The organism is Mycobacteroides abscessus ATCC 19977 (assembly GCF_000069185.1).
Classification (GTDB): Bacteria; Actinomycetota; Actinomycetes; order Mycobacteriales; family Mycobacteriaceae; genus Mycobacterium; species Mycobacterium abscessus.
Genome location: NC_010397.1, coordinates 744,236 through 759,910, shown reverse-complemented (window position 1 = coordinate 759,910; position 15,675 = coordinate 744,236). Strand labels below are relative to the sequence as shown.

General features: G+C 64.3%; 15 protein-coding genes and 1 pseudogene. 6 read left to right on the top strand and 10 right to left on the bottom strand.

Annotated features, from left to right (window positions below):
• The first annotated feature begins 5 nt into the window (after positions 1-5).
• Positions 6-890, top strand: coding sequence for a 3-hydroxyacyl-CoA dehydrogenase family protein (locus MAB_RS03980; protein WP_005092523.1), 885 nt, complete (start codon positions 6-8; stop codon positions 888-890).
• Between the two features lie 8 nt (positions 891-898).
• On the opposite strand, the pseudogene MAB_RS03975 reads toward MAB_RS03980, so the two are convergent.
• A pseudogene (locus tag MAB_RS03975) lies at positions 899-1,072 on the bottom strand (GAP family protein); the annotation flags it as partial.
• A 48-nt stretch (positions 1,073-1,120) separates the two neighbouring features.
• Complete coding sequence (locus MAB_RS03970; protein WP_225580855.1) at positions 1,121-2,125, bottom strand: oxygenase MpaB family protein; 1,005 nt, start codon at positions 2,123-2,125, stop codon at positions 1,121-1,123.
• 86 nt (positions 2,126-2,211) lie between these two features.
• Between MAB_RS03970 and MAB_RS03965 the strand changes: the two genes are divergently transcribed.
• On the top strand, positions 2,212-2,844 hold the full coding sequence (locus MAB_RS03965; RefSeq protein ID WP_005073044.1) for a TetR/AcrR family transcriptional regulator: 633 nt from the start codon (positions 2,212-2,214) through the stop codon (positions 2,842-2,844).
• Here MAB_RS03965 and MAB_RS03960 read toward each other — a convergent pair.
• Entirely contained in the window at positions 2,801-3,148 is a 348-nt protein-coding gene (locus MAB_RS03960) for a hypothetical protein (RefSeq protein ID WP_005064276.1), read from the bottom strand. The two genes, MAB_RS03965 and MAB_RS03960, sit on opposite strands and share 44 nt — an antisense overlap.
• Before the next feature lie 213 nt (positions 3,149-3,361).
• Here MAB_RS03960 and MAB_RS03955 point away from each other — a divergent pair, with 213 nt between their 5' ends.
• The 4 genes from MAB_RS03955 (at position 3,362) to phoU (ending at position 8,774) form a co-directional block, all read left to right on the top strand.
• Positions 3,362-4,369 carry an acyl-ACP desaturase gene (locus MAB_RS03955; RefSeq protein ID WP_005064274.1) on the top strand — a complete coding sequence of 336 codons (1,008 nt, stop codon included), beginning with the start codon at positions 3,362-3,364 and terminating at the stop codon, positions 4,367-4,369.
• Between the two features lie 6 nt (positions 4,370-4,375).
• Positions 4,376-5,551: a tRNA dihydrouridine synthase DusB gene (gene dusB, locus MAB_RS03950; RefSeq protein WP_005085657.1), complete on the top strand. Its 1,176-nt coding sequence runs from the start codon at positions 4,376-4,378 to the stop codon at positions 5,549-5,551.
• A 147-nt stretch (positions 5,552-5,698) separates the two neighbouring features.
• The gene (locus tag MAB_RS03945; RefSeq protein ID WP_005115754.1) at positions 5,699-7,984 is read left to right on the top strand and encodes an LCP family protein; all 2,286 of its coding nucleotides are present in this window, start codon (positions 5,699-5,701) and stop codon (positions 7,982-7,984) included.
• Positions 7,985-8,096: 112 nt separating this feature from the next.
• Positions 8,097-8,774 carry a phosphate signaling complex protein PhoU gene (gene phoU, locus MAB_RS03940; protein WP_005064270.1) on the top strand — a complete coding sequence of 226 codons (678 nt, stop codon included), beginning with the start codon at positions 8,097-8,099 and terminating at the stop codon, positions 8,772-8,774.
• 4 nt (positions 8,775-8,778) lie between these two features.
• Here the strand turns inward: phoU and MAB_RS03935 are convergent, their stop codons facing one another.
• The 7 genes from MAB_RS03935 to MAB_RS03905 all read right to left on the bottom strand — a co-directional run bounded on the left by MAB_RS03935 (position 8,779) and on the right by MAB_RS03905 (position 15,608).
• A complete protein-coding gene (locus MAB_RS03935) occupies positions 8,779-9,705 on the bottom strand; it encodes an NADP-dependent oxidoreductase (protein WP_005113228.1) in 927 nt (308 codons plus the stop codon).
• A 59-nt stretch (positions 9,706-9,764) separates the two neighbouring features.
• Positions 9,765-10,541, bottom strand: a complete 777-nt coding sequence (gene pstB, locus MAB_RS03930) for a phosphate ABC transporter ATP-binding protein PstB (protein ID WP_005064266.1) — start codon at positions 10,539-10,541, stop codon at positions 9,765-9,767.
• A 19-nt stretch (positions 10,542-10,560) separates the two neighbouring features.
• A complete protein-coding gene (pstA, locus tag MAB_RS03925) occupies positions 10,561-11,469 on the bottom strand; it encodes a phosphate ABC transporter permease PstA (RefSeq protein ID WP_005064265.1) in 909 nt (302 codons plus the stop codon).
• The gene (pstC, locus tag MAB_RS03920; protein ID WP_005092497.1) at positions 11,466-12,530 is read right to left on the bottom strand and encodes a phosphate ABC transporter permease subunit PstC; all 1,065 of its coding nucleotides are present in this window, start codon (positions 12,528-12,530) and stop codon (positions 11,466-11,468) included. The genes pstA and pstC overlap by 4 nt, the downstream gene beginning before the upstream one ends.
• A 79-nt stretch (positions 12,531-12,609) precedes the next feature.
• A complete protein-coding gene (pstS, locus tag MAB_RS03915) occupies positions 12,610-13,740 on the bottom strand; it encodes a phosphate ABC transporter substrate-binding protein PstS (protein WP_005113225.1) in 1,131 nt (376 codons plus the stop codon).
• A gap of 163 nt (positions 13,741-13,903) precedes the next feature.
• Positions 13,904-14,794, bottom strand: coding sequence for a mycothiol synthase (gene mshD, locus MAB_RS03910; protein WP_005092494.1), 891 nt, complete (start codon positions 14,792-14,794; stop codon positions 13,904-13,906).
• A 22-nt stretch (positions 14,795-14,816) separates the two neighbouring features.
• Positions 14,817-15,608 carry a winged helix-turn-helix transcriptional regulator gene (locus MAB_RS03905; RefSeq protein WP_005092492.1) on the bottom strand — a complete coding sequence of 264 codons (792 nt, stop codon included), beginning with the start codon at positions 15,606-15,608 and terminating at the stop codon, positions 14,817-14,819.
• Positions 15,609-15,675 lie beyond the last annotated feature (67 nt).

Below are 15,675 nucleotides of genomic sequence, written 5' to 3'. Positions count from 1 at the left end.
AGAACGTGACGTACTCACCCCCGGCAGATATCGACAATCGCCCGGTCGCCGTGCTCGGCGCAGGAACACTCGGCCGCCGCATCGCCCTGACCTTCGCCACCCGCGGCGGTGTGGTGCATCTCTACGACGTCTCGGAGGAATCACTACAGTCAGCAAAGGAGTTCCTTGATCAGCGGATCCCGGAATTGGTCAAGGCTCGCTCCGCCCTGGGCGCTCAACCCGCGACCATCGAGTACTACACCGACCTGCCCAGCGCAGTGAAAGATGCTTGGTATGTAGTCGAATCGGTTCCCGAGGTGCAGGCGCTCAAGATCGATATGCTGGGCCAGCTGGACGAAATCGCCGCACCTGATGCGATCATCGGCACCAACTCGTCGTCCTTCATGAGCAGCGAGCTCATCGGCAAGGTCAAGCATCCGCAGCGGTTTCTCAACACCCACTACGGGCAGCCGCCCGAGGCACCGCAGGCCGAGCTGGTCACCGACGGACACACCAATGAACGGATTTTCGACATCCTCGGGGCCGAACTGCCCAAACACGGATTCGTGACCGCCGTCGCGCACAAGGAAAGCGTCGGCTTCATCATCAACCGGGTATGGGCTGCCGTTAAGCGTGAAGCCTTGGCCGTTGTCGCCGAGGGAGTTTCGACACCCGCCGAGTTCGACCGCATCTGGGTCGCATCCGGCATGAGTCCGATCGGCGTATTCCGGGCCATCGATCGCGTCGGCCTCGACGTCGCACTGGATATCGAGGACAACTACATCAAACACTTCCCCTACATCCCCACTACGTCACGCGACCTGCTGCAGCAATATGTCGACGAGGGCAAGCTGGGGGTGAAGTCGGGCGAGGGTTTCTACCACGACTGCCCGGAACCATCACACGACTAAGCGCACGCTCACCTCAGTGCGTGGATCCCGTTGTACAGCACCATCACACCGATGACGATCAGTATTGCGGCCATCAACGCGGCATTGTTCTTATCCATCCAGTCCTTGAGTCGTCGCATCGCGTCATCAAGGCGGTGGCCCGCAGCGACATAGGCCAGTATCGGGACGGCGACCGAGGCAGAAATCATGTCATCACGAACACGCCGACGGCGCCGAAATCCAAACTGCGGCTACGAGACCTTGGGGTTGTAGTGGTTCGGGCTGCCCCAGGTGTCCAACGGTGGAAGGTTGCGATCCGGAGTCTGCGGCAACGGAGCGTCGGCCGGGATGCGCCCGAGCGCGCGATCCCACCCCGCACGCGCACGGGGATGCCGGCGGAATCTCTCCGGGACAAACCTGAACACCACATTGACCAGTCGGCCGAAGCTGCGATGCAACCACTCGTCTCGATCAGACCAGGTGTAGCCCAACCGCTTTCGCACCGGCGGGTCGTACAACCCCACCGTGAACCAGACAAAGAACGGCGACAACATGCGCCGCTGCAACGCCCACAGCCACTTGGGGATCCACGGCGCGAAGGGCGGCACCGCCAAGGTCGTCAGGTCCAGCACATCGCGTGTGGCCTTGTTGTCCTCCAACACGTTGGTGCACATGTGATCCCAGTACTCCTGGAATTCCTCCCAGGACTTGGGCACCGGCCGCATGCTCATGCCGTACATCTGGTACCAGGTGATGTGCTCATCGAAGAGCTGCCGCTTCTCGGCCTCGGTGATTCCACCGCAGAAGCGCTCGGCCACGATGATCGTGCCCATGAAGAAAGTGGCGTGCGCCCAATAGAATACGTCGGGGTTGAGCGCGCTGTAGCGACGCCCCTGATCGTCGACGCCCTTGATATTGACGTGGTAATCACGAACCTCGGCCCCGGTCATCGGCGCCCGGTCCCCGTCGAATACCACTCCTCCGATCGGATACAGCGAACGCAACAACCGCTGCCAGCGCTCGCGGAAGAACTGCGAATGCTGCTCGACGGCCGCGCCCAACTGCGGGTGCATGTTCTGCATGGATCCGGCGTAGGGCCCCTGCAGCATGCCGCGCCAGTCGCCAAAGTACTTCCAGGTCAACGATTCCGGCCCCAGCGGTACCGGCATGGACTTGCCCGTCCCGTGACTCACCGGGCAGCCCGACACGAAGGCACCGGATTCGGCGGCAGGCTGCACCTTGGCGAGCTCGGACATATCGTTGACCATGCGGAACGCTCCATTGCGGTTCGACGTATAGTGACAATCAAGGTTGTCAACTTTGACATCACACTAGGAGGCCCGTGGCGAACGGTCAAGCGCAGCGACGGAGCTGGGCAGGTGTCTCACCGGCCGAGCGTGCCGATGAGCGGCGTCGTGAACTCATGGCTGCCGGCGTGCGGCTACTGGGCCTGCGCCCCCGGCCCGCCGTCACCGTCCGCGCGGTCTGCCGCTCCGCGGGTATGACAGAGCGGTACTTCTACGAACATTTCTCCGACCGCGACACCTTTGTCCGCGCCGTATACGACCACGTGGGCTTCCGCGCGATCGAAGCGCTCAGTGGTGTGCGGTCAGCGTATGAGGGTGTCGATGCCTTCGCCCGCCTCATGGTCGATGAACCGACCATGGGACGAGTCCTGTTGATAGCACCGACCTTTGAGCCGACACTTTCCGAATCCGGGTATGACTGGCTGCCGCGATTCGTGGCCTTGTTGCAGGGAAAGCTCAGCACCAACCTCGCCGACGAGGTCCAGCAGCAGTTGGTGGCCACCAGCCTGGTCGGTGCCCTGACAAGCCTCTTCACGGCGTACCTGAACGAGGAACTGAACGTGGACCGACAGCGTTTCGTGGACTACTGCGTGCAGATACTGCTACAGGGAGCGAACGCGTCGGTTACGCCGCGGCCGACTTCGCCTTCTCCTCAGCAGCCTTCTTAGCAGCGGCGACCTCCGCCTTGTAGCAACGCAGAGTCACATGGACCATCTTGCCGCGGTCGTCCTGGCCCTTCTTGACGGTGAAGGCTTCCTGATGCGCGACGAGACAATTGTCCAGACCGACCTGATCACCGGAGCGGCCCGCGACGACGACCGTGTAGCCCTCGCCCTTGAGTGTCGAGGAGGCGTCGGAGTAGAACTGCCCGGTGGTGTCCGTAGGACCGCCCGCATGGGCCAGCCCGGCCATTGTCAACGAGAAACCCGCACCCGCAACCGCGACAATGGCCGCATTGAATACCGACTTCACTGGTTAGACCTCCACCTTGGGTTGTGAGCAAGCATACTGCGGGTGTAAGGGCCTCGCAGCCCGAGCGGGAAAAGCATTAATCCGCACGTCAGAAGGCGCGCGGAAGGGTGGATGTGTGCCACGGCCGGTCCACTTGTATGCAACCGCCGTTTACAGATATATTGACTGCAACTTCCAGATACAGATAACTCTGTCGAACCGAGGACCACATTCATGTCGCAGAAGGAATTCACCGACCTCGAGCTGCTGCACGAGCTGGAGCCCGTGGTCGAGGAGAATGTCCACCGCCACCTCGGTGTCACCAAGGACTGGAACCCGCACGATTACGTCCCGTGGTCGGAGGGCAAGAACTACAAGGCCCTGGGCGGGCAGGACTGGGATCCGGAGCAGTCCAAGCTCTCCGAGGTCGCCAAGATCGCGATGATCACCAACCTGCTCACCGAGGACAATCTGCCCTCGTATCACCGCGAGATCGCCATGAACTTCACCATGGACGGCCCGTGGGGCACCTGGGTCAACCGCTGGACCGCCGAGGAAAACCGGCACGGCATCGCCATCCGCGACTACCTGGTGGTCACCCGCTCGGTGGACCCGGTGGAACTGGAGAAACTGCGCGTGGAGCAGATGACCCGCGGCTTCTCCCCCGGCCAGAACCGCCAGGGCGGCGACGAACTCTTCGCCGAGAGCCTGTTTGACTCGGTGGTCTACGTGACCTTCCAGGAGCTGGCCACCCGCGTCTCGCACCGCAACACCGGTAAGGCCTGCGCCGAGCCCGTCGCCGACGAGCTGCTCAAGCGCATCTCCACCGACGAGAACCTGCACATGATCTTCTACCGCAACCTTGTCGAGGCGGGCATGCACATCGCTCCCGACCAGGCCCTGAAGTCCATCCATAAGGTGCTCGACAACTTCAAGATGCCCGGCTACACGATTCCGGGGTTCCGCCGCAATGCCGTCACCATCGCCACCGGCGGTGTCTACGACCCGCAGTCGCACCTCGATGAGGTCGTCATGCCGGTGCTGCGCAAGTGGCGCATCTTCGAACGCGACGACATCAGCAGCGAGGGCGAGTGGTACCGCGAAGACCTCGACCGGATCATCGGAGACCTCAAGAAGACGTCCGCGGACTTCGAAGAGGTCAAGGCCAAGTACCTGGAACGCCAGGCCAAGCGCGCAGAACGCCAGGCCGCCAAGGCTGCCCGGGAAGCTGTCAGCGTCTAACCGGCTGTGACCGCATCTGTCGACCTACCAGAGGCCCGATCCCGCGAACTGCGGATCGGGTCTTTGGCATTGCCCAGCCCGGTGGTGCTGGCCCCGATGGCCGGTGTCACCAACGTCGCGTTCCGAACGCTGTGCCGCGAGCTCGAACTGGCCACCACGGGAACCGTCAGCGGGCTGTACGTCTGTGAGATGGTCACCGCCCGTGCGCTCGCCGAGCGGCATCCGGTGACGCTGCACATGACCACCTTCTCGCCGGAAGAGTCGCCACGATCCCTGCAGCTGTATTCGGTCGATCCGGAGACCACCTACCGCGCCGCCAAGATGGTGGTCGACGAAGGCCTCGCCGATCACATCGACATGAATTTCGGCTGCCCGGTACCCAAGGTCACCAGAAACGGCGGTGGCGCCGCCCTTCCCTACAAACGGCGGCTGTTCGGGCAGATCGTGGCCGCCGCCGTGCGTGCCACCGCGGGGACCGATATCCCGGTGACGGTCAAATTCCGCGTCGGCATCGACGACGACCACCACACCCACCTGGACGCCGGCGCCATCGCCGAGTCGGAGGGGGCCGCAGCCGTCGCGCTGCATGCCCGCACCGCCTCACAGCGCTACTCGGGCACCGCCGACTGGAGCCAGATTGCCGCGCTCAAGAACCACGTGACAACCATCCCCGTCCTGGGGAACGGCGATATATTCGACGCCGCCGACGCGGTCGCGATGATGGAACAGACCGGTTGCGACGGCGTCGTCATCGGCCGCGGCTGTCTCGGACGTCCGTGGCTCTTTGCCGAATTGAGTGCCGTTTTCAACGGTCAGACGATTCCGGCGCCTCCGAATCTCGGTCAGGTAACGGTGATTATGCGTCGTCACGCGGAGTTGCTCGTCGACCATTTTGGGGAAGACAAGGCGTTGCGCGACATGCGCAAGCACATCGCCTGGTATCTCCACGGCTTCCCCGCCGGTGGTGACATCCGGCGGGCGCTCGCGCTCGTGAGCACCCGCGCCGAGCTGGACACCCTGCTCGAACAGCTCGATCAATCCGCGCCCTTCCCTGAGGGCGGAAACGGACCTCGCGGACGCCAGGGGTCACCCGCGAAGGTGTCGCTACCCGATGGCTGGCTCAATGACCCCGACGATTGCACAGTTCCCTCAGCAGCCGACGTCATGCACTCTGGTGGATGACGCGGGGTCACATCTAGGTCACCGGGCATGGTGATCTGCGGCAATGCTCAGTAGCATGTGACGACGACCGTGCCCCGGGCACGGCGTTATCTGCTGCCGGTGTGCCGTGAACTTGCAACTGTCCAGACGTTTTAAGCGAGGTTGAACATGGGTGATGGCCCAAACGCCACTCCTGCCCAACCACGCGCGTATGGCTCGGCCCCCTGGGAACGCGCGATCGAACCCGTTGGCAGTCATCCTGACATCGACGTGGCGCCAGAACCATCCAACACACCGTGGACGCCACCGCCGGCTCTCAATCACTCATTGCCCGACCCCACCGACGACGAGTGGACGCGACGGCTCGAGACCGAACAATCCCTACGCGAACCGCGGCGGGCGGTGCCCGAGGTACCGGCATCCCGGCCCGCCCGACCGGCCCCCAACGCAACGGCACCCACGGCCCCGCAGCCGCCGGCGCCCTCCGCACACGAGACCGGATCGCACTCGTTGTCGGTCGCCGATCTGCTGGCCCGTGAGGGCGCCAACGGCAGCCGTCGTTCACGTCGGCACGCGCGCACCCAGGAGTCGGACGACTACGCAGAGGAGCCTGCTCCAGCGTCGTCCGCCGACGACAGCCACACAGACGTTCTCCCACAGGTGCACGAAGCCGCACCGCAGCGTGCTCAGTACACCGATGGGCCGGCCGACGAGCACCCGCCGTACGTGGACTACCCCGATGACGCGCCCCTCTACGACAAGGCCGCCGCGCGTCGGGTTCGGGCATCGAATCTGGACGACAACATCGACACCCGCGCCATTCCCGTCCGGGTGGGCAACCCGGACGCCGCGGTCCGAGAAGAAGAACCGAAACGCTCACGGCGGCCCATCTACCTAGGACGCTCGATCGCCGCCGTCGTCGCGGTGTGTTCACTCACCGTGACCGGCGGTGCGTGGCAGTGGAGCAACGTCAAGAACAACAGGCTCAATCACGTTGAGGCGCTGGACCCCAACTCGCGCGACATCCGCGATCCCAACGCCCAGTACGGCGACGAGAACTTCCTCATCATCGGCGTCGACACCCGTGCCGGCGCCAACAGCGCCATGGGCGCCGGCGACACCTCAGACGCTGAGGGCACACGCTCGGACACCATGATGTTGGTCAACATCCCGGCCAACCGTAAGCGCGTCGCGGTGGTGTCCTTCCCCCGCGATCTGGCCATCCAGCCGACACTGTGCGAGGTCTGGAATGAGGACACCAAGTCCTATGGGCCCGATAAGGCCTACACCGAGACCAAACTCAACTCGGCGTTCGCCTTCGGCGGCCCCAAGTGCCTGGTCAAGGTCATCCAGAAGATGTCGGGACTGAACATCAACCGCTTCCTCGGCGTGGATTTCGCCGGATTCTCCAAGATGGTCGACGCACTCGGTGGGGTCGAGGTGTGCACACCCACACCGATCGAGGACTACGAGTTGGGCACGGTGCTGCAAAACGCCGGCCGCCAAACGATCGACGGCCACACCGCCCTGCAGTATGTGCGGGCCCGCCAGGTCACCACCGAATACAACGGCGACTACGGACGCATCAAGCGCCAGCAGTTGTTCCTGTCCTCCTTGCTGCGTTCGATGATTTCGCACAACACCTTCTTCTCGCTGAGCAAGCTCAACAACGTGGTGAACACCTTCATCGACGACTCCTATGTCGACAACATCAGGACGAAAGACCTTGTGGACCTTGGTCAGTCGCTTCAGGATGTGAAGGCTGGCCGAATCACCTTCCTGACGGTGCCCACCGACGGCACCGACTCCGAGGGCAACGAGACACCGCGCACCACCGACATCCGGAAGATCTTCGACGCCATCATCAATGACGACCCGCTGCCCGGCGAGTTGCTGCCCGATGGCACCCGTGTTCCCATGCCAGGCACCACCACTCAGGACACCACCCTGGCCGCCAGCGAGCACGGAGCCGCCAGCGAGCTAGGCGAAACATCCACTGCCCCACCGACTCCCGCAGCAACACCCACCGAGCAGGTCGACCTGGTGACCACCGAACCCAGCGAGATCAACGTGCACGTGTCCAACAGCACGGGCCAAACCGGCCTGGCGGCGTCGGCGGCCAGCCAGCTGAGCAACTACGGCTTTGGCATCACCACCACCGACGACTACCCCTCGGCACTGCCCACCACCACCGTCTTCTTCTCGCCGGGCCACGAGCAACAGGCCGCGACGGTTGCCGCCTCATTCGGCGGAGCCAAGCTGCAGCGGATCACCGGAGCCCAAACCACGGTGCGGGTGGTGCTCGGCAGCGACTACGCGTCTACCGCGAACTTGCAGGCTCCGCCCGCGGCGGGTTCAACCGTCCCGCTGCAGCTGTCCTCGGGCGCAATGGCCCCCACCGAGCTGCCGATGGACCTGACGGTCGTGAACGCCGGCGACACTAGCTGCGGATAGTCCGACAATTTAGACGCTGCTCGCAGTTTCTTACGCGGACCCTGTAGTGGCATTCACTCGCCGTTCACACCAGGTCCATGACTCGACGGCGACGGGTCCGTAGGCTTGATCCATGCGTACCGCGTTTCAGGAGCAGCTGTCCTCATTGTCGGCACAGCTCGGGGAGATGTGTGGGTTGGCCGGAGCCGCTATGGAGCGAGCCACCCGCGCATTGCTACAGGCTGACCTCGTTCTCGCCGAGCAGGTGATCACCGATCACGAGCAGATCACCGCGATGAGTGCCGCCGCCGAGGAAAGCGCCTTCGCCATACTGGCCTTGCAGGCCCCGGTCGCTGGTGACCTGCGCGAGGTCGTCAGCAGCATCCAGATAGTCGCGGACGTGGACCGGATGGGCGCTCTTGCCCTGCATGTCGCCAAGATCGCCCGCCGCCGCCACCCGCAGCATGCCCTGCCCGAAGAGGTCAACGGCTACTTCGCCGAGATGGGCCGCGTTGCAGTCGATTTGGGAAATAGCGCGCAAGAGGTGCTGCTGACCCGCGATCCCGAGAAGGCTGCCCGTATCAACGAAGAAGACGATGCGATGGACGACCTGCACCGGCACCTGTTCACCGTTCTGATGGACCGCGAATGGAAGCACGGCGTGGCCGCCGCCGTCGACGTGACACTGCTGGGCCGCTTCTACGAGCGGTTCGCCGATCACGCTGTCGAGGTCGCCCGCCGGGTCATCTTCCAGGTGACCGGAAGCCTGCCGCCCGAGGGACAGGGCCACGACCACCTCACGGCGATCTGACGCGTTAGGGCACCAACACAATTTTTCCGCGGGTGTGTTGCCGCTCCAACAGTTCGTACGCACTGCGCACCTCGTCGAGCGGGAAGGTCTGCGCAACAGTTACTTCCAGCTTTCCATCGACGATCAGTGCGGCCAGCTCGGAGAGCACCTGCGCTGAGGCGCCCTCGGCATTGCCCACGCTCTGCACCCCGTATCGCTCGATCGCCGCGAAATCGATGATGGTGTCGATCCGCTGCAAATCCACGCCGAGCTCATTGAGTGCGAGATCCACATAGCCGCCGCCGAACAGGTCCAGAAACGCGTCGACACGCCCCTGGGGCGCGGCGGCCGTGATGCGCTCGGCCAGCCCGTCGCCGTAGTTGACCGGGATGATGCCATGCGCGGTGAGCCACTCGTCGTTGTCCGGCCCCGCGATCCCGATCACCGTCGCACCAGCAGCCCTGGCGAGCTGGACGGCAATGGTGCCCACGCCGCCCGCGGCGGCAGAGACGGCCACCGTGTCGCCCGGACTCAAATGAACCGAGCCGACGGCGGCGTATGCGGTGGTTCCCGCGACGAATAGGCTGCCCGCCACCTCCCAGGACAGGCCCTCCGGTTTGGTGACCAGCTGACTGGCCGGGACCACGACAAACTCGGCATGACTGGCCCGATTATCGGTGTAACCGAATACCTCGTCTCCTGGCGCGAAGCGCGCGACTCCGTGGCCGGCCTCCACCACGACACCGGCCAGGTCGCTCCCCTGCCCGGATGGGAAGGTGGCCGGGAACCTGTCGTGCAGCATCCCGGCGCGGATCTTGGCTTCGCCCGGATTGATTCCCGCGGCACGGACCTGCACCAACACCTCGTCGGGCGCCGGAACCGGGCGTGGCACGTCGCGCACCTGCAAGACGTCGATACCGCCGTACTGATCGAACTGCACCGCCTTGGTCATACTCACCACAGTAGGTGCTATCGCCATGGGTCTGCCGGGATCGGCGGGCTGCCGCCGGCTCAGCCGAAGCGGCCCGAGATGTAATCCTCGGTGGCCTTCTGAGTGGGGTTGGAGAAGATCTTCTCGGTGTCATCGATCTCTACCAGCATGCCGGGCTTGCCTGCGGCCTCCAGGTTGAAGAACGCGGTCTGATCGCTCACTCGGGCGGCCTGCTGCATGTTGTGCGTGACGATGACGATGGTGAATTCCTGCTTGAGCTCGGAGATCAGATCCTCGATAGCAAGGGTCGAGATGGGGTCCAGCGCCGAGCATGGCTCGTCCATGAGCAGGACATCCGGCTGCACCGCGATCGCCCGGGCGATACACAGACGCTGCTGCTGACCGCCGGAGAGCCCTCCACCCGGGCGGTCCAGACGATCCTTGACCTCGTTCCACAGGTTGGCACCCTGCAGCGAGCGTTCGGCGACCTCGTCGAGGGTCTTCTTGTTACGCACGCCCTGCAACCGCAGCCCGGCCACCACATTGTCTCGAATCGACATGGTAGGGAAAGGATTTGGTCGCTGGAACACCATACCGATGGTCTTGCGCACCGATACCGGATCGACTGCGGAACCGTAAATGTCGGCGCCGTCGAGCAGCACCGAGCCCTCGACACGGGCGCCCGGAGTCACCTCATGCATCCGGTTGAGGGTGCGCAGCACAGTGGACTTGCCACAGCCGGACGGGCCGATGAAGGCCGTCACGTTGCGGGGCGGAACCGACAGTGCCACATCCTGAACGGCATGAAACTTGCCGTAGAAGATGTTGACATCCTTGAGATCGAGGCGCTTGGCCATGAGAAACCCAGCCTACCTTTCAAATCTTCTTCGGCGCGAAAAAGCGCGAAATGAGCTTGGCGATAACGTTCAGAACCGCGACCAACAAGATGAGGGTGAGGGCGGCGCCCCATAGCCTGGATTCGGCAAGGCCCACCACCGAACCGCTGCGCTGGTCGAGCATCATGCCGGGCAGTGAAGCCATCTCACCGCCGAACATGTCGTAGTTGATCAGCTTGCTATAGCCGACAAGCACGAGCAGGGGCGCGGTTTCACCCATCACACGAGCCAGTGCCAGCATCACACCGGTGACCACACCCGAGAGCGCCGTGGGCAGCACGATGTGGGAGATGGTCTTCCATTTGGGAACACCCAGTGCGTAGGACGCCTCGCGCAGATCGTTCGGGACGATCTTGAGCATTTCCTCCGATGATCGCACCACCACCGGAATCATCAAGAGCACCAGCGCAAGTGACACCGCCAGCCCCGAACGCGGCAGCCCGAGCGTAGCCACCCATAGCGCGTAGATGAACAATGCCGCGACGATGGACGGCACACCGGTGAGGATGTCGACCATAAAGGTGGTGAGCTTGGCCAGCCGAGAGTTACGGCCGTACTCGACAAGGTAGATGGCCACGAAGATGCCGATCGGCACCGAGATGATCGCGCAGAACAAGCCTTGGAAGAGGGTGCCGACAATAGCGTGATACGCACCGCCCCCCGCGATCCGGTTGGTCATCATGTTCTGGGACTTGAACCACCAGTCGGCGCTGAGGATGGCGGCGAAACCACGATCGAACACCGTGTAGAGCACCCACACCAGCGGGACCAGTGCGATCAGCACCGCACTCGAGACCAGCACCGTGGCAATGGCGTTGGTAGCCTTGCGCCTTCCCGAGAGCGGATGGAACGCAGGCTCCTTGACCGGCCTGTCGAGAGTCGCGGTCATACCCGGCCCTTTCCGCCGACGACGGCACGCGCCGCCGAGTTCACCAGGAATGTCAGCACGAACAGCACCAGGCCGGCCGCGATGTAGGCGCCGGCCTCCAGCTCATTGTTGAATTCCGACGCGTTGGACGCGATGTGGGTTGCGAAGGTGCTACCGCTGTCGAACAGCGACCACCCGAACGCCACCGAGGTTCCCGAGAGAATCAGCATCAGTGCGATGGTCTCGCCCAGCGCACGGCCCAGACCGAGCATGGATCCACTGATGTAGCCGGAGGTGCCGAACGGGATGATGGTGGTGCGCACCACCTCCCACTTGGTGGCGCCCAAGGCCAGCGCGGCTTCTATCTGGCCCTTGGGGGTTTGGATGAAGACCTCGCGGGTGACCGCCGCGATGATCGGCAGGATCATCACCGCCAGCACGATGCCACCGGTAAACAGGTTGCCGCCGCCGGCGATGTTCACGGGGCTATCGGCGAACAGTGGTATGAAACCCAGATTCCTATTGAGCCACAGGGCAACCGGCGCGATCGCCGGAGCAAGCACGTAGATGCCCCACAGGCCGTAGACGATCGAGGGCACCGCGGCCAGCAGGTCGATGACGTACGCCAGCGGCCCGCGCACCCGGTCGGGTGCGTATTCGGTGAGATAGATCGCGATCCCCAAGGCCACGGGCATGGCGAGCAGGAGCGCGAAGATCGAGACGAATACGGTGACCGAGAACAAGTCGAGCACACCGAACTGCATGTGTGCCGTGTCGTCCGTGCGCCACGGACCGTTGTAGAGGAAGAAATTCTCGTCGTCGTTGTTCAGCGCGGGGACGGCGCGCAGGATCAGGAAGATCGCCACCAGGGCGATGAGGGCGACGACGAATACGCCCGATCCCGTGGCCAGTCCGGCAAAGATGCGGTCGCCGGGGCGGGTAACCGCCTTGGTGGACTTGGCGGGTGGCTGATGGTCGCCCTCGTCGCTCATGGGTTGTGGCTTCTCCTCGAAGACCGTTCCGTCAAGATCGGCCGGACGGGCTACCCCCACGGGATCGATGCCGCTGGTCTGGCTGCTCATTGAACTCGCTGTCTATGTCGTCGATGGTACGTCCCCACCCGGGCCCGCCCCGAGCGCACCGGGTGGGGACGTGACGTTGCTAAGAGAGCGCCTTGATGGCCGTCTCGAGGCGGGACTTGAACTGCGCGGGCAGCGGTGCGTAACCGACATCGGCAAGCCCCTTCTGGCCCTGGTTCACCGCGACCGTCAGGAACGACTTCACCGCGGAGGCGACGTCGGCGTCCTTGTAACCCTTGGAGCAGACAATCTCGTAGGTGGCCAACACGATCGGGTAGGCCCCGGCGGTCTTGGTCCCGTAGATCGAGGCCAGATCGAGCTTGAGGTCATTGCCCTCACCCGCGAACTTGGCAGTCTCCACCGACGCGGCGGCGGTCTCCGGGGTCAGCGCCACCGCACCGGCACCGCTGTCGATCTGGACGTACGGCAGCTTGACGTCGTCGGCGTAGCCCTTTTCCACATAGGTGATGGCTCCGGGCAGCGCCTTGACCTTTTCGGCGACGCCCGAGGACTTCTCGGCGCTCTCACCGGCGCCACCCTCCCAGCTGCCGCTGCTGCCCTTGGTCCAGCTCTCCGGGGCCGCGGTGGTGAGGTACTTGCCGAAGTTCTCGCTGGTACCGGACTTGTCCTTGCGGTACACCGGGGTGACCTTGGTGTCCGGCAGGGTCGCACCCGGGTTCAGCGCGGCGATCGCGGGGTCGTTCCAGGCGGTGATGACACCGGTGAAGATCTTGGCCGCGGTATCCGCGTTCAGAACCAGCTTGTCAACGCCGGGGAGGTTGTACGCCAACGCGATTGGGCCGAAGACAACGGGCAGGTTCCATGCTTCGTTGCCGCCGCAGCGCTCCTTGGCCTTGCCCGCCTCTTCCTCCGATAGCGCCGAGTCCGAGCCGCCGATGTCCACCTGGCCGGCGATGAAGTTGTCGCGACCCTTGCCCGAGCCGGTGGGGTTGTAGTTGATCGACTTGCCGGGGCACGCGGTCGAGTACTCGTTGGCGAAGATGTCGAACGCGTTCTTCTGCGCCGAGGAGCCCTCCGCGCTCAGCTTGGCCTTACCCGCGCAGTCGCCCGAGGCGGAAACGGCGCTGGACGACGAGGCCCCGGTGGTGTTGTCACTACCGCAGGCGGCAAGGCTTGCGGACAGAGCGACCGCGGCGGCCGCCGCGAAGATCGTGGTGCCGGTGCTTTTGAGATTCACGGCCTTGAGGTTCACGGCTCTCGCTTTCTCGCATGTGTGATGGACGACGACGGGGATGGATCTTCTACGCGCACCCCGGAAACTAAAGGCAGTCGATGGACGGGCACCCGCTCGCAGGTGAACGGGAAGTGAACTCACAGACTTGACAGTCCGGTCGTTATCGCAGGTAAACGCCCTGTCAGGCGCGACCGTAGGCGGCATCGGTGAGCGCCACCGCAAACCCCAGCCGCTCGTACGTCCGCAACGCCGCCTGATTGTCCGATTCGACGTACAGCAACACGGTCTCCAGGCCGAGGCCGGCAAGGTGATGCAACCCCACCAGGGTCAGTAGGTGCCCCAGCCCTCGGCCCTGTGCGGCGGGGTCCACTCCCACGATGTACACCTCACCCATGCCCGGCTTGTCCAAATGCCTTTTGGTCCAATGGAACCCGAGCAGCTTGGCGGTCTGCACGTCATGCGCCAGGAACAATCCCCGCGGGTCGAACCAGGGTTCGGCAAACCGGTCGGCCAGATCCCCTGGTGTCCAGCCACCCTGTTCCGGATGCCAGGAGAACGCCGCATTGTTGACACGCAGCAGGTCCGAATCATCTTGGGGCCCAAGGTAGTGCCGGACCGTGACACTGGCGTCCACGCGTATCGCGGGCAGATCGGCCAATGCGCGCCGCATCTGATGCAGCCGTCGCAGCGCCACCAGCCCCAGCTTCGTGGCGAGCGACTGGGCGGCAGGTAGATCACCGTGAGCCCAGACCCGCGTGCCCGCACCACCTTCGGCGAGTGCTTCTCTCACCATCGCCGAACCGATCCCGCGGCGGCGTGCGGCCGGCGCCACCACCAATTCGGCCATCGCCGTGGCGTTCTCGGAGGCTGCCTCATCGGGCACCACCAAATTGAGGAATGCGGCCACATCGTCGCCATCCTCGGCAACCAGGTGCTTGGCGCCGGTTCCCCGCAGCTCGCGCAATACCTGTTCACCCACCGGGGCGATGCCGTCGGCGCGGGTGGCCTCGACAATCAACTCGCGGATCTGTAGTTGGCGCCGATTATCGAGAAGCGGGACCCATTCGGTCATACCGCCAACGCTAGTCGGAGATTCACCCCGCGTTGATCGCCCCCGGTTCGGAGGCGATGTCCTGATCGGTACCGTCGTCGTCAAGATCGTCGATATCGGACTCGTCGTCGTCATCGGCCGCGGACGGGCCGGGCTCGCCCTTGGCGCGCGGCGGGCGCACCGCCTTGTAGCCGACGTTGCGTACGGTGCCGATCAACGATTCGTATTCACCGCCCAACTTCGCGCGCAGCCGTCGCACGTGCACATCCACGGTGCGTGTACCGCCGAAGAAGTCGTATCCCCAGACCTCTTGCAGCAGCTGAGCCCTGGTGAAAACGCGGCCGGCGTGCTGCGCCAGATACTTCAGCAGCTCGAATTCCTTGTAGGTGAGATCAAGCGGGCGGCCGCGTAGGCGCGCGGTGTAGGTGCCCTCATCGATGACCAGTTCACCGAGTACCACCTTGCTGGCGTTCTCGACGTTGACCGCACCCGCGCGACGGCCCACCAGCAGGCGCAGCCGGGCATCGATCTCGGCAGGGCCCGTTCCGGGCAGCAGGATGTCGTCCAGACCCCAGTCGACGTTGACCGCCACCAGGCTGCCCTCGTTGACCACAGCGACCACGGGAACCGACGACCCGGCCGCGCCGAGCAGCCGGCACAGCCCCCGCGCGGAGGCCAGATCGGTGCGGGCATCGACGATGGCCACGTCTGCGGCGCCCGCCTCTAACAGCGAGGACACCTCGCTGGGTACCGGTCGCACGGTATGGGCCAGCAGCGACAGGGACGGCAGCACCCCATCGGGATTTGGGTCAGCGGTCAACAGCAACAGGTCCAACGAGCCCTCCAACACCCGGGTGCTTCGGTCTCCAGGTGTTCCATAATGTACCGCGCCACCTGCTGGT